The 12,843-nt window shown below is 56.5% G+C and carries 14 protein-coding genes; 5 read left to right on the top strand and 9 right to left on the bottom strand.

Going from position 1 to position 12,843, the window contains the following annotated elements:
- Positions 1-47: 47 nt before the first annotated feature.
- Together H1Y61_RS14090 and H1Y61_RS14085 are read right to left on the bottom strand one after the other, a co-directional pair.
- A complete protein-coding gene (locus H1Y61_RS14090; protein ID WP_180572947.1) occupies positions 48-1,574 on the bottom strand; it encodes a glycosyltransferase family 39 protein in 1,527 nt (508 codons plus the stop codon).
- Between the two features lies 1 nt (position 1,575).
- Complete coding sequence (locus tag H1Y61_RS14085; RefSeq protein ID WP_235680899.1) at positions 1,576-2,511, bottom strand: glycosyltransferase family 2 protein; 936 nt, start codon at positions 2,509-2,511, stop codon at positions 1,576-1,578.
- 176 nt (positions 2,512-2,687) lie between these two features.
- On the opposite strand from H1Y61_RS14085, the gene H1Y61_RS14080 reads away from it, so the two are divergent.
- A complete protein-coding gene (locus H1Y61_RS14080) occupies positions 2,688-3,659 on the top strand; it encodes a lysylphosphatidylglycerol synthase domain-containing protein (RefSeq protein ID WP_180572946.1) in 972 nt (323 codons plus the stop codon).
- A 37-nt stretch (positions 3,660-3,696) separates the two neighbouring features.
- Here H1Y61_RS14080 and H1Y61_RS14075 read toward each other — a convergent pair whose 3' ends face one another.
- Both H1Y61_RS14075 and H1Y61_RS14070 read right to left on the bottom strand, forming a co-directional pair.
- The gene (locus H1Y61_RS14075; RefSeq protein WP_015915435.1) at positions 3,697-5,211 is read right to left on the bottom strand and encodes an AMP nucleosidase; all 1,515 of its coding nucleotides are present in this window, start codon (positions 5,209-5,211) and stop codon (positions 3,697-3,699) included.
- A gap of 59 nt (positions 5,212-5,270) precedes the next feature.
- Positions 5,271-5,465: a hypothetical protein gene (locus H1Y61_RS14070; RefSeq protein ID WP_041696379.1), complete on the bottom strand. Its 195-nt coding sequence runs from the start codon at positions 5,463-5,465 to the stop codon at positions 5,271-5,273.
- A 160-nt stretch (positions 5,466-5,625) separates the two neighbouring features.
- On the opposite strand from H1Y61_RS14070, the gene H1Y61_RS14065 reads away from it, so the two are divergent.
- A complete protein-coding gene (locus H1Y61_RS14065) occupies positions 5,626-6,318 on the top strand; it encodes a glutathione S-transferase family protein (protein ID WP_180572945.1) in 693 nt (230 codons plus the stop codon).
- Positions 6,319-6,375: 57 nt separating this feature from the next.
- Here the strand turns inward: H1Y61_RS14065 and H1Y61_RS14060 are convergent, their stop codons facing one another.
- Positions 6,376-6,714: a DUF2147 domain-containing protein gene (locus H1Y61_RS14060; protein WP_180572944.1), complete on the bottom strand. Its 339-nt coding sequence runs from the start codon at positions 6,712-6,714 to the stop codon at positions 6,376-6,378.
- A 531-nt stretch (positions 6,715-7,245) separates the two neighbouring features.
- Here H1Y61_RS14060 and H1Y61_RS14055 point away from each other — a divergent pair.
- Positions 7,246-7,512 carry an SEL1-like repeat protein gene (locus tag H1Y61_RS14055; RefSeq protein WP_015915438.1) on the top strand — a complete coding sequence of 89 codons (267 nt, stop codon included), beginning with the start codon at positions 7,246-7,248 and terminating at the stop codon, positions 7,510-7,512.
- Positions 7,513-7,636: 124 nt separating this feature from the next.
- On the opposite strand, the gene H1Y61_RS14050 is transcribed toward H1Y61_RS14055, so the two are convergent.
- The 3 genes from H1Y61_RS14050 to H1Y61_RS14040 all read right to left on the bottom strand — a co-directional run bounded on the left by H1Y61_RS14050 (position 7,637) and on the right by H1Y61_RS14040 (position 9,850).
- On the bottom strand, positions 7,637-8,755 hold the full coding sequence (locus H1Y61_RS14050; protein WP_180572943.1) for a pyridoxal phosphate-dependent aminotransferase: 1,119 nt from the start codon (positions 8,753-8,755) through the stop codon (positions 7,637-7,639).
- A 157-nt stretch (positions 8,756-8,912) separates the two neighbouring features.
- Entirely contained in the window at positions 8,913-9,326 is a 414-nt protein-coding gene (locus tag H1Y61_RS14045) for a PilZ domain-containing protein (protein ID WP_180572942.1), read from the bottom strand.
- Between the two features lie 170 nt (positions 9,327-9,496).
- Positions 9,497-9,850, bottom strand: coding sequence for a hypothetical protein (locus H1Y61_RS14040; RefSeq protein ID WP_060715919.1), 354 nt, complete (start codon positions 9,848-9,850; stop codon positions 9,497-9,499).
- Between the two features lie 134 nt (positions 9,851-9,984).
- Here H1Y61_RS14040 and H1Y61_RS14035 point away from each other — a divergent pair, with 134 nt between their 5' ends.
- Both H1Y61_RS14035 and H1Y61_RS14030 read left to right on the top strand, forming a co-directional pair.
- Positions 9,985-10,158, top strand: a complete 174-nt coding sequence (locus tag H1Y61_RS14035) for a hypothetical protein (RefSeq protein WP_174110394.1) — start codon at positions 9,985-9,987, stop codon at positions 10,156-10,158.
- Positions 10,140-11,357 (top strand): NAD(P)/FAD-dependent oxidoreductase, encoded by a 1,218-nt coding sequence (locus H1Y61_RS14030; protein WP_180572941.1) that lies wholly within the window; start codon positions 10,140-10,142, stop codon positions 11,355-11,357. Before H1Y61_RS14035 ends, H1Y61_RS14030 begins: the two co-directional genes overlap by 19 nt.
- Before the next feature lie 420 nt (positions 11,358-11,777).
- Here H1Y61_RS14030 and H1Y61_RS14025 read toward each other — a convergent pair whose 3' ends face one another.
- Entirely contained in the window at positions 11,778-12,812 is a 1,035-nt protein-coding gene (locus H1Y61_RS14025; RefSeq protein WP_174110396.1) for a porin, read from the bottom strand.
- Positions 12,813-12,843 lie beyond the last annotated feature (31 nt).

Raw genomic sequence — 12,843 nt, 5'->3', positions numbered from 1 at the left:
AGATAAAATCTATCAAGAGGCCTGGTGCGTTTTTTCAAATCGAAATGTCAGGGTGTGGTGGAATAATAGAGGGCGTAGCCGAAGGAATAGAGCGAATGGGGGCGTCCATGCAGGAAGGGCAGGGCGATCTCGCCGACCGATTGCGCCTGTAGGCCGGGATAGGTGGCGATCCAGTCCTTCATCGCCTTTGGCATTTCCGGATTGGGCCTGCCGAAATTGCGCCAGATCACCAGCAGCGGATGCTGCGCATCGAAACGCGCCGGTACAGGTACGCCGCTTGTCGGGGGGACGGTAACGGCAATATCGGGTGCATGCAGGCGAATGTTGCCAGCCATCTGCTGATCGCTGGTCAGCACCAGAACCGGGCGGCTTGGCGCAGAGGCCAGTGCTGTGGCAACGGCCTGGCCATAGGGTACATTCTGCTTCTGATAATGGCCGATAATGCCGGCGCCGACTACGCGACCATAGAGGATGACCGGCACAAGCACCATGATGGTAAGCGCGACGACCAGAAAGCGGCGCAACTGTCCTTCTTCGTTAAGGCCCGCCGCCTCGACTTTCAGGCAGAGATAGAGCGGCAGCATCAGAAAACAGGGCGCAAGCCAGCGGTCCTTGATGGCGCTGACCCCGCCGAAGATCACCATCAGTGCCAAAACCGCGACCACCAGCAGCATCATCCGGCCCAGCAGCCGGGTCCATTCATTGCTGGCGGTCAAAACAGAGGCGGCTGGACGAGGCAGATGCGGGAAGGGCAAGGTCCGAGCGAAGGGTATTAATAGCAGCGCGATGGTGGGCGCGGCGCTGGCCAGAACCGCTGTGCTGAGCGAGGTCAGCCCCTTGAAGATCTGCTGTGGCAGGCTGGTAATATTATCATCGGTCATTTTACCCAGCGTATTGCGGGTCGCTTCCTGCATATGCTGGAAAAACCACAGGGCGTGTGGCAATGCGATGGCCAGCGCCACCCCAGCCGTCAGCAGGATGCGCCAGTCCAGTACGCGGCGGCGAAACTTCGGCTCCGCCAGGATGGCGAGGAAGGCGGCGCTGACCAGTAGGACGAAGTTGTATTTGGAAATAAATCCGCAGCCGATGGCAGCTCCGGTCAGGGCGTAGCTCCAGAGACTAGGAGATTTCAGGGTCCGCAACACCCCGAACAACAAGAGCGCGGTGCAGAAAATCAGCGCGACGGTATGGGTCAGGTCTCGCTGTGCCTCAAAGCTGATCTGCGGCATGGTCAACAGGCTAAGGCAGGCGATGATGACGAGATCCCTGCTTTTCAGCACCTGCGCTGCGGCCAGCGCAATCAGTGCGTAGCTGGCAAACAGCATCAGGTTTTTCAACAGCGCCAGCGCCAACCGGTTGGGGCCGAGTAGCTCCACCACGCCATACTGGATCCAGTTGTAGAACGGCGGCTGGCTGTCGTAGCCGATTGAAAGCCATTGCGCATAATAGAGCTGCTGGCCTTCGTCCAGTTCCAGCGAAGCGGGTAAGGCCAGACGCACCAGCACCTGAACGATGAAATAGACGCCCAGGAGAAGGAAGAGCGAAGCGGGCTTCTGCCGGAGCGTCGAAATCATCTCAGATATCCTTGGTATCCGGTGCCTGGTCGTAGGTCTTGCGGATCACATAGGCACGGGGTGTATCGTAGGAACGGGTCAGCATTTCCGCGACAATGCCTGTCGTGATCATCTGGATCGAGGCGAGGAACAGCATGACGCCAACCAGCAGCAGCGGCCGTGTGCCGATATCCTCGCCCATCAGCTTGATGACGAACAGATAGAACAGGATCAGCGCGCTGATCGTGCCGATGAAAAATCCGATCATCCCGAAGAAATGGCCGGGCCTCTGGCGAAACCGCATGAAGAACAGCACGGCCAGCAGATCGAGCACGACGCGGGCGGTGCGGGAAATACCGTATTTCGAGCTGCCGAACTGGCGGGCATGGTGATTGACCACAGTTTCGCCGATCCGCGACGATGGAATGACGCTGGCGACCCAGGCCGGGATGAAGCGGTGCATGCCGCCCATGATGCTGATCTGTTTGATGATATGGGCGCGGTACAGCTTCAGCCCGCAGCCATAATCATGGATGCGCACGCCAGTCACCTTGCCGATTAGCCGGTTGGCGCACCAGGAGGGGATCTTGCGCAGCACCAGCGTATCCTGCCTGGCCTTGCGCCAGCCGCAGAGCAGGTCGAGATCACGGCTTTCCAGCTCGTCGATCATGCCGGGAATATCGTGCGGATCGTTTTGCAGGTCGCCGTCCAGCGAGGCGATCAGCCGTCCGCGTGCGGCGTCGAAACCGGCCTGAAGGCCCGCTGCCTGGCCGAAATTGCGCTGAAATTCGATGATTTTCAGGTCCAGGCCCTCCCGACCGATATAGGCCTGCGCCCGGCTCAATGTCCGGTCGGTGGAGCCGTCATCGATGACGATTAGTTCCCAGGGCTTGCCGAAATCCTTCAGCGCTTCCATCACCCGCTCGATCATGCGACCAATATTGTCTTCTTCGTTCATGAATGGCACGACGACCGACAGTTCAATCGCGGATGCGGCATTATCAGAGGAAGCAGGGCCGGTCACGGCGGCGAAACGGTCTGTCGGCAAGGGAGGAACTCCGAAAATTGCTGGCCTTTATAAGTCCGGGTGTTATAGGAACCGGCGCGGCCACGCAATTCGGAACTGTCAGGGCAATGACCTCAATCGATCAAAGTCACCGCAAATCGTGGATAAAGCGCCATGGCGTTTCACTCATCGCCTTTATCGCCATTGCCGCTTATGTGGTTTTTGTCGAAGCCGTCTGGGGCTGGTCCATGGTGCTGCAAGAGTGGCAGGCACTGGGCCTTTCAACAGTGCTGCTGGCGCTGGGCCTGTTGGTGTCCACCTCTCTGGTGCGGGCATGGCGGATCTACGATTATTTCCCACGCCAAACCTCGGGCTGGTTCACCGCGCTGTTTCATCTGGCACAGGTCCATAATCTCCTCAATATTCTTTTGCCGTTTCGAAGTGGTGAGACCAGCTTTCCGCTGCTGATGCGCTCGGAATTTTCCGTGCCGCTACTGTCAGGTACCTCGGCGCTGCTGGTGATGCGGCTCCTGGATCTGCATGCGCTTCTGGCTGCCGCCGGTCTCGGCCTGGTGCTGGGAAAGCCGCAGCCTTGGGGCTGGGCGTTTGGCTGGCTGCTGTTTCTGGTCCTGCCGCTGATCGGTTTTGCCTTGAAACGCCCGGCAATCCTGTTTGCCAAGGCGCGGTTTTCCGGCAGGTTGCTCAAGATGGTCGAAGGCGTGGAGGCAGGCCTGCCTGCGCATAAGGCGGCCTTTTTCCGGGCCTGGGCCATGACCATCGTCACCTGGGGGACCAAGGTTCTGGTGTTTGCCTGGGTGTTGAGCCTGATGCAGGTGACGCCGCTATCGGCGGCTTTTGGCGGAGCACTGGGCGGAGAGCTGTCTTCGGTCCTGCCCTTTCACGCGCCCGCTGGCGTCGGCACCTATCCGGCTGGCATCGTCGCCGGTGCAGCCGCTCTGGGAGCGGCCGTGCAGGATATGGACGGATTGGCCAAGGCCGCCGTCAATCTACATCTGATCGTCATTGTCTCGGCTTTGCTCAGTGCAGCGCTCTCGCTGGCGCTGCACGCGGTTTTCCCTTCGCCCGTGCGAAAGCCCTGAAACGACAAGGCATCAACGGCAAGGCATCAAAGATGCCTTACTGGAAGGCCGTCTCGAAAAAGCTTCTCAGCTTGCGCGAATGCAGCTTTTCTGTCGGCATCGCACCGAGCTTCTGCAAGGCACGAATACCGATCTGCAAATGCTGGCTGACCTGGGTCTTGTAGAAGGCCGTCGCCATGCCCGGCAGTTTCAATTCGCCATGCAGCGGCTTGTCGGACACGCAGAGCAAGGTGCCGTAGGGAACGCGGAAGCGGAAGCCATTGGCGGCAATCGTTGCCGATTCCATGTCGAGCGCAATGGCGCGCGATTGTGACAGGCGCTTCACTGGACCGCGCTGGTCGCGCAGTTCCCAATTGCGATTGTCGATGGTGGCCACCGTGCCGGTGCGCATGATGCGCTTCAGCTCGAAGCCCTCATAACCGGTGATTTCCTCTACGGCATCTTCCAGTGCCAGCTGCACTTCGGCCAGCGCCGGGATCGGTACCCAGACCGGAAGGTCGTCGTCCAGCACGTGGTCTTCACGCATATAGGCATGGGCCAGCACATAATCACCCAGCCGCTGGCTGTTGCGCAGACCGGCGCAGTGGCCAAGCATCAGCCAGGCATGTGGGCGCAGCACGGCCACGTGGTCGGTGATTGTCTTGGCGTTGGACGGGCCAACGCCGATATTGACCATGGTAATACCGGCATGCCCCTTCATTTTCAGGTGATAGGCTGGCATTTGCGGCAGGCGGCCAAGCGGCGCGCCGGAGGAGGGTGCGTTTTCCCCGGCCAGAGTAGTGATATTGCCCGGCTCGACAAAGGCCGTATAGCCTTCGCCGCCATTGGCCATCAGGGTGCGGGCATAGGCGCAGAATTCATCCACATAGAATTGATAATTGGTGAACAGCACGAAATTCTGAAAATGCTTGGCGCTGGTCGCGGTATAATGCGAAAGCCGCGCCAGTGAATAATCGATGCGCTGCGCCGTGAACGGCGCCAGTGGAAACGGTTCACCGGCTGGCGGCTCATATTCGCCATTGGCGATTTCGTCGTCCGTGGTCGAAAGGTCAGGCGTGTCGAAAATATCGCGCAACTGGATATCGGAAAAGCCGGTAGCCGAGGCCTCGACATGGGCGCCTTCGCCGAAGGCAAAATGCAACGGGATCGGCGTTGTCGATTCACTGACCTTGACCGGAACCTGATGATTGCGCATCAGCAGGGACAGCTGTTCCTTCAGGTAATGGCGAAACAATTTCGGATTGGTCAGCGTCGTCGTATAGATGCCCGGCGAGGTGACATGGCCGTAGGAGAGACGGGTATCCAGATGGCCGAAACTATTGGTCTCGATACTGACCTGCGGATAGAAGGCCCGATAACGGCCCTCTATCGGTGCGCCATTGGCAAGGGCTGTAAACGCATCGATGAGAAACGCCGTATTGCGCTCATAAATCTCTGTAATCGCATCGACGGCCTCGCGGGCGTCGGCAAACAGCCTTGCCTCGTAAGCGGGTGGGCTGATGATGGTGACAGGGATAGGCCCAGGGATGGAATTGACGATTCTATTGCTCATGAGACGTTATATATCGGTCTGAATAACAAGCAAACGACAGCCATGCATTTCCGCTGAATTTATCCCCTGCGCGCCGCGATGCTTTGGATGGTCGGCGCCGACCCGTTTTGCAGCGAATAGAGCCGCTCTCCCGTCAGGCCCGTGCGCAGGTTTTGCGGTATCCGGGTAGAATTGATGACCAGTATGGAAAACAGCGCCGCGAACACCGCCATGATAACCGTCACTGCCGTCAGCCGTAGTGTAATGTCTCTCATGATATCCCCCGATAGCTTGATGGTTTTGATATGAAACGATCAAGCTATCGCGAGGCTGGAATTCTGGCTGACGCTTTTGCGTTTGTCCCTTGAACTTGGCGCCATGATCTTTACCTCAGGGGCAGGCAGACATTGCGTGATGCTTCAAAGGAGAGAGCCCATGACAGCGCCTATCGAGCTTTTTTACTGGCCTACCCCGAATGGCTGGAAGATTTCCATTCTGCTGGAAGAACTCGGCTTGCCCTATGAGGTGACCTACATCAATATCGGCAAGGGCGAGCAATTCGCGCCGGATTTCCTGAAGATTTCGCCCAATAACCGTATGCCAGCGATCATCGATCCGGATGGTCCTGGCGGGGAGCCGATATCCGTGTTCGAATCCGGTGCGATCCTGCAATATCTCGGACGCAAGACCGGCAAATTTTATCCCAAGGATGAGCGCGCCCGCGTAGAGGTGGATCAATGGCTGTTCTGGCAGATGGGCGGCCTCGGTCCGATGGCCGGACAAGCGCATCATTTCCGCCAATATGCGCCGGAAAAGATCGAATACGGCATCAACCGCTATACCAATGAAGTCAACCGTCTCTATGGTGTGATGAACAAGCGGCTGGCGGATCGGGAGTTTCTGGCGGGCGATTATTCCATTGCCGACATGGCCTGCATCGGCTGGGTCGTACCCCATGCCAATCAGGGACAGGACCTCAACGATTTCCCCCATCTGAAGCGCTGGTTTGAGACGATGATGGAACGCCCGGCGGTCAAGGCCGGTATCGCTGTTGGCGCCGAGCGGCGCAGCAATGTCGCCACCGATGAGGAAGCCAAGAAAGTCCTGTTTGGCCAAAAGGCTCGATAAGCGGACGTCCTCAAAATCTGGTAATACCGCGCCGGTATGATCCGGCGCGGCGAAATATTACAGTCTGGTCCAGGTCTGGCTCTTGCACAGCACGGCCAGCACGCAGCCCTTCAAGTTGAGGGATTTGCCCTGGACATTTGCTGAGCCGGAATAGGTCTTGTCATTATCCGGATCGGTGACTTCGCCGGTATAGCTGGCACCTGCGCCACTCAGCTTGCCGATTTGTTTGCCTGCATGCTTGCCCGTCTTCAGGGTGATGCAAAAGGCTGTGCCACAGCTGGCGATCTCGGCAGTTTCACCGCTCGCCGTCTTCCATTTGCCTTCGATCGGCTCTGCCGCGCTGACGCTTGTCAGGCTCAAGGCCAGTAATCCGGCTGCGAGTAGAATAGTTTTCATCCGTTCCTCCACGATCCTCCGCCCCCGATATGGTTTCGGGTAGCAAGACCATCAAATTAAATGACGCGCACGTAAACGTAAATAGGGCTCGGATGCGATGTGAAGGGCGCCATGACGAGGCTGACTTTTCGAAACATTTCTGCGCCTCTCTTGATCATGATGAACAAAGAGTAAAATCACAACCGTGAAAAATCGGTAAAATTAACCTCTATTTGCCGGTAAATCAGCCCCTGTAATGCTTAACGGAAAGACAAGTTGACAAAGGGTTTCGAGCCCGTTTGCCACCCGTTAAGCAAGCATTTTAAGCGCATTTTGAAACCCGTCCGACATAATGAACCCATCAAACGAGCAGGGAAAACCCGCCGCACCGCACACACCGAAAAGCGACGCTAGATCGCCAGGGATGTGGACGGTTCAGACATAAAAACAGGGACTTAGCCTGGCGGGGTATTCCGGCGCAATGATAAGCCGGAAACCCGCCATGACACTGAAAAAAGACCAACTGAAACCAAATTGGACAGGGACTAGACCATGGCACGTTTCGATATGCAGGCAGACGATATGGCCACGATTGGTGGCCAGCCCCAGGCTGATATCTTTCGGATCATGGGCCTGATGTATGCCACCGGTCGTGGCTGCGAGCAGGATCTGGTGTCTGCCCATAAATGGCTGAATATCGCCGCGATCAAAGGCTGTGACCGCTCCGTCGGCCTCCGCTCCGATCTGGCCTCGACCATGACCAAAAGCCAGTTGGCCGAAGCGCTGCGTGACGCCCGTGAATGGATGACCTCCCACTGATCCACCGCCATCCAAACAGGGCATCAACGAAACAGGGTAATACAAAACCATTCAACCGCGACCGGCAGGAACAAGGCCGGCGCGGTTTTTGTTTTTCCAGCAGATAAAAAGTTCTACAGCGCCGTCAGCGCGACTCGAGGTCGCGCAAAACCATCGGCAGCGCCTGTTCCAGCAAATCGAGATCCTCCGGCAAGCCAGCGCTGATGCGGATACAGCGATTGAGCGGCGCCACGCCCGGCATGCGGATAAACACGCCATGCTGCATCAATCCATCGACAATAGCGCGGGCATAGGCCGGGTCGCGGCCGCAATCCACCGCCACGAAATTGGTCGCTGAGACCAGCGGCCGCAGGCCATTCTGGCGCGCAATCGACGAAATTCTCTCCCGCGCCGCGATGATCCGCGCGACGGTCGCAGTGAGATAATCCTGGTCGGCGAGGGCGGCAAGAGCTGCGGCGACGGATGTTCGCACCATGCCGAAATGATTGCGAATCTTGTCGAAGGCAGACACCGTTCCAGGCGTGCCGATCGCATAGCCGATCCGTGCCCCAGCCAGGCCATAAGCCTTGGAAAATGTCCGCATCCGCAGCACATTCGGCAGATCGATCAGCGCATTCATAGCAGGGATGCTGCCAACCGGGGCAGTTTCGCTATAGGCTTCGTCCAGAATGAGCAGACACGTCTCCGGCAGGGTACGGGCAAAGGCAACGACGTCGTGGCTCTCATGCCAGCTTCCCATCGGATTGTCGGGATTGGCGAGATAGGCCAGCGGCGCATTTTCGCGGCGCACGGCCTCCAGCAAACCGTCGAGGTCCTCGCGGTCCTGCCGATAGGGCACCGTCACCAGTTGCCCGCCAAAGCCGTTGACGTGAAAATTGAAGGTCGGATAACCGCCAAGCGAAGTGACGACTGGCAAACCCTGTTCAATCACCAGCCGCACGGTCAGACCTAGAAGATCATCGACGCCTTCGCCAACCGCAAAATTTTCGGCGGCAAGGCCATAATGGGCAGCCAGGGCGGCCTTCAGATCGAAATTTTCGGGATCGGCATATTTCCAAATGTCGGATGAGGCAGCCTGCAACGCCAAGTGAACTTTGGGCGAGGGGCCGAAGCCGCTTTCATTGGCGCCGATCCTGGCCTTGACCGGCAGACTACGCTGGCGCTCGATAGCCTCGGGGCCGACAAAGGGAACGGTGGCGGGCAGGCGGGAGATAAGCGGCGTAAACCGCGAAAAGGATGACATGAACGCTATTCCTGGCGAATCGGTTTCGCTGAGAATAGAAAGGCTGTAAGGAGCCGCCAAGGGGCGTTAGATCAAACAACAGCGGCTAGCCCTCTTTATTGCAGCCGAAGGTAGTTGATTGAAAATAAATGGTGCGCGACGAGGTTTGAGCGCTTGCTCACCGGGCAAGTCTGCCTGTTCCTGGCTCAACGGTCTTTCCAGCATTGTCCCTGGTGCGGTCGGCGCTCATGACGAAGTCGGTACGGATAATCCGTTGCAACAAGACTTCTGAAATCGGCATCAGGAATTTGACGCCAGCCCTTGTGCCGTTTCGATAAGCTTCGGCACAGCCGATACGTGTGGCAATCCCCAAAACCTCCAGATAATAGTGACTGCCAAGGCCGATCCCGGTATCCAATTCTATACCGGCGCCACCGCGGGAAATATCCAGCACCGTGGCGCTGCGCATGGTCACGCCGCTCAAACCAGCGCGGACCGCCATGATGCGAGCGGGTCGGCGAACCTGATAACGGTCCCAGCGCCGCTCATACATTTCTGAAGTGACGGACGCTAGATGGGTTCCTTGCAGCATGATCTCTCCTCGGTTGTCCTTGTTGTCAGGAGAAGTTTGCCGCAATGGCATTTCAGACAGTTGAATCTATTCCATCAAATTTGAGCGATTGGACTAATTTTAAAACCAAAACGAGAATACATAAAGAAACGCAACTCAATCCCAAATTCAACCTATGTTAGTCTGTGCCATTACGGTCCAAATTCGAAGGAGAGCTTTACGACGTGATGAAGGAATTCGGGATCGATCAGCATGTTGAAGCTCACCACTGCCGTCTCTTGCTCCCTGCGCATCAAGGTGCAGCCGATCTCGTCGCGAATGCCTAGAATTTCCAGAAAGAAGTTTTTCGGCACGGGTAGCATGCGGCTGACTTCGAGTTCCGCACCTTGCAGAGAGATTTTGCGGATCAGGCAGCGTACCGTGGTTTTGGTGCTGAGATGATGGCCCACAAAGATGATTTTGCCAGGTCGGTCAATGCCGAACTTTTTATAGACAAGGTCCCGCGGAATGTCCTTTTTTGCATCGGGAATGTTCTGCAGGGGCATGACACCAGTCCTTCTTCTCCTTCTTGGTATCCCAGTTTAGCGCAGTTTTCCTAATTGTTTGCCTCATCTTATCGGTAAAATTGTCGAGCCTGACGAGCTGCGAACTCTCTTCTGATCCGTCCCTAGGTGAGGATATGGCCGAACGTCTGAATCCGGCATTATTACATCCAGGCGCGGCCGCCGAACTTGACGGGTTGGCATCCGGTATTTACCCGTTGATGAGAATGGTTATCGCGCTGACTGACGCATTTTTTCGGCAGAGAGTTCGCGATTTTTCTGGAGGCATGGCGTGGAAAATTCATTGGTGATTGTCGGCGCAGGGCAGGCCGGTTTTTCTGTTGCGTCAAAACTACGGGCACTGAACGACCAACGACCGATTACCATGATTGGCCTTGCGCCGGAATTACCCTATCAGCGCCCACCGCTTTCAAAAAAATATCTGATCGGTGAAATGAGTTTTGATCGACTGCTGTTGCGGCCCTCCCAATGGTACGATGAAAACGCGATCACACTGCGCCTTTCCAGTTGGGTGGAGGAAATCGACAGGTCACAAAAGCTGCTTCGGATTCAGGACGGCTCATCACTTTCCTATGACAAACTCGTGCTTGCCACCGGTTCGACACCGCGAGAATTGCCGCAGGAAATTGGCGGCAATCTGGCTGGTGTCTACACGATCCGCAACAAGGTGGATGCTGACCGCCTGGCTGAGGTGATGAAACCAGGGCGGCGGCTGTTGATCATAGGGGGCGGCTATATTGGCCTGGAGGCTGCTGCTGTGGCGCGCCATCTCGGCCTTGAGGTCACGGTGATCGAAATGGCCGACCGCATTCTAGCGCGTGTTGCTGCAAAGGAGACTGCCGATTTCATACGTGCCGTTCACCAGAGCCATGGCGTGATGATTCGCGAAAGCATGGGCTTGAAACGCCTTCTGGGTAAGGATGGTGTCGTGACCGCTGCCGAGCTATCAGATGGCAGCACGCTCGATGTCGATCTGGTGATCGTCGGTATCGGCGCGACCGCCAATGACGGATTGGCACGCAACGCTGGACTGAATGTACAGAATGGCGTTATCGTTGACAGCTATGCCCGGACATCCGATCCTGACATCTTCGCTGCTGGCGATTGTGCTCTGCTTCCCTGGAGTGAGGGGGCTGTCCGGCTGGAATCAGTTCAGAATGCCGTCGATCAAGGGGAAGCTATCGCCATGGTGCTCGCAGCTGGGACAACGCCCTACACGCCAAAACCATGGTTCTGGTCGGATCAATACGATCTGAAACTGCAAATCGCCGGGCTTAACTTGGGCTATGACGAGACGATTATAAGACCGGGCATGCGCGAGGGCAGCCTGTCCGTCTGGTATTATCGCCAGGACCGTTTCCTTGCGGTCGATGCCATCAATGATGCCAAGGCCTATGTCACGGCCAAAAAGCTTCTGGAAGCCGGCCGGTCTGCCGATAAGGCGATCATTGGCAATCCGCAGGAAGATTTAAAGCAATTGCTGGCCTGATCCAGCGCTGACAAAATAGCTCTCGGGGCCATTTTAACGCCCCTCAGGCTCATGACACATGGAAGCATCAGCATCTCGTTCAAAGCGACAATGCGTGAGTATCCGCGCCTTGATATTAGGCCAGCCAGATTCTTTCAGAGTGAGAGGTTGCCTTGGGAAGAGCGAAACCCGGTTTTCCCGAAAAGACAAACGACAACACAAGACGGGAGAGTTTGTATGGTTCAATCGAAGCCGAAAGACCCCAAACAATCCTAGAACCCAATCCTTAGAACCCAGTCCTATAAGAGAGGATTATGGGCAATAAGCGCAATCGCGCTTTATATCCAACACTGCTTGCGAGATTGCGCCTCGCATCAAGGCAATAAAAAACCTCCGGGCGTAAACCCGGAGGCAATTGTCAACTGAAGATCAACAATCAGATCAGAACTTGCGTTCCAGACGAACAAAGCCCGTCCAAACGTCGTCGTTGCCATCCCAGTCGTGGTCCTGGTACTGAGCCGAAACCTTGGTGGTCAGGCCTTCAGCCAGCTTGTAGTCAACCGTCAGACCAGCTCTCCAGATGTCGCGACCGAAGTAATCGCCATCGGTGTCAACCTGAGTTTCGCCCCAGTACTGAACGCCAGGAGTCAGGCTCAGCTTGTCGGTGATCTTTGCAGCGTACTGAGCAGCAACAGTCCATTTGCCGAGGTCGTAATAGGTGCTTGCGCCGGTCGAGTAGATCGCAGCGATACCGAATTCGCCAGGACCAACTTCAGCTGTTGCCAAGCCACGAACAGCACCGTTGCTGGTTGCGAAGTCCCAAGAACCGAGCAGGTTTGCAGTAACCGGACCGTAGGTCGTGCCGATCTGAGCTTCAAGACCAACGCGGTTGTTCTTGCTGTAAGGATCCGAACCAGCAGCCGGAGTACGGCTGTAGTAACCTGTCAGTTCGTCAACCGAACCGTATACGAAGAAATTGTCAGCCTTGTACTTGTAAGCAATCGAGTTCAGACGGTTCGAACCGATATCGTCGGTTTCGCCGGACAGATCGCTATCCCAAGGATTGTAGAACGAACCAACCTGGAAGCCAGCAACAGTGATGAAGGCTTCGTCGAGTTCGAGGCTGCCGCCGTTTTCATCAGCCCAGGTGCGGACCGTGATGGTGGAGCCGATCGTGCCGAGTTCGGAGTCGTTCTTGGCGTCGAACGTGACGAGACCACGTGTACGAGCATTCCAGTTACGATCATCGCCCAGGCTGTTGTTGCTTGCGCCCTGAACTTCAAAACGAACGTAGCCGCTCATTTTCAAGCAGGTTTCAGTGCCGGGGATGTAGAAGTAGCCAGTGCCGAAAGCATCGCAAACGCGGACGTATTCAGCAGGTTCAGGGGCAGCGGCAACAATGGCGTCGGCAGCCTGTGCGCCAGATACTGCTGCGAGAGCCGCAGCGGAGCCGAGAAGAAGGCCCTTAATATTCATTTTTGATCTCCAGTTTGTCGTTTAGGAAATA

Source organism: Agrobacterium vitis (genome assembly GCF_013426735.1).
Classification (GTDB): Bacteria; Pseudomonadota; Alphaproteobacteria; order Rhizobiales; family Rhizobiaceae; genus Allorhizobium; species Allorhizobium vitis_D.
Note: the sequence above shows the minus strand (reverse complement) of the source record. Positions and strands in the feature narration are given on the sequence as shown.

Excerpts from the sequence above, each read along its gene's own strand:
- H1Y61_RS14055 (WP_015915438.1), top strand. The coding sequence starts at position 7,246 with ATGGCACGTTTCGATATGCAGGCAGACGATATGGCCACGATTGGTGGC.
- H1Y61_RS14080 (WP_180572946.1), top strand. The coding sequence starts at position 2,688 with ATGACCTCAATCGATCAAAGTCACCGCAAATCGTGGATAAAGCGCCAT.
- H1Y61_RS14060 (WP_180572944.1), bottom strand. The coding sequence starts at position 6,714 with ATGAAAACTATTCTACTCGCAGCCGGATTACTGGCCTTGAGCCTGACA.
- H1Y61_RS14065 (WP_180572945.1), top strand. The coding sequence starts at position 5,626 with ATGACAGCGCCTATCGAGCTTTTTTACTGGCCTACCCCGAATGGCTGG.
- H1Y61_RS14040 (WP_060715919.1), bottom strand. The coding sequence starts at position 9,850 with ATGCCCCTGCAGAACATTCCCGATGCAAAAAAGGACATTCCGCGGGAC.
- H1Y61_RS14050 (WP_180572943.1), bottom strand. The coding sequence starts at position 8,755 with ATGTCATCCTTTTCGCGGTTTACGCCGCTTATCTCCCGCCTGCCCGCC.
- H1Y61_RS14025 (WP_174110396.1), bottom strand. The coding sequence starts at position 12,812 with ATGAATATTAAGGGCCTTCTTCTCGGCTCCGCTGCGGCTCTCGCAGCA.
- H1Y61_RS14045 (WP_180572942.1), bottom strand. The coding sequence starts at position 9,326 with ATGCTGCAAGGAACCCATCTAGCGTCCGTCACTTCAGAAATGTATGAG.
- H1Y61_RS14035 (WP_174110394.1), top strand. The coding sequence starts at position 9,985 with ATGGCCGAACGTCTGAATCCGGCATTATTACATCCAGGCGCGGCCGCC.
- H1Y61_RS14085 (WP_235680899.1), bottom strand. The coding sequence starts at position 2,511 with ATGAACGAAGAAGACAATATTGGTCGCATGATCGAGCGGGTGATGGAA.
- H1Y61_RS14070 (WP_041696379.1), bottom strand. The coding sequence starts at position 5,465 with ATGAGAGACATTACACTACGGCTGACGGCAGTGACGGTTATCATGGCG.
- H1Y61_RS14075 (WP_015915435.1), bottom strand. The coding sequence starts at position 5,211 with ATGAGCAATAGAATCGTCAATTCCATCCCTGGGCCTATCCCTGTCACC.
- H1Y61_RS14090 (WP_180572947.1), bottom strand. The coding sequence starts at position 1,574 with ATGATTTCGACGCTCCGGCAGAAGCCCGCTTCGCTCTTCCTTCTCCTG.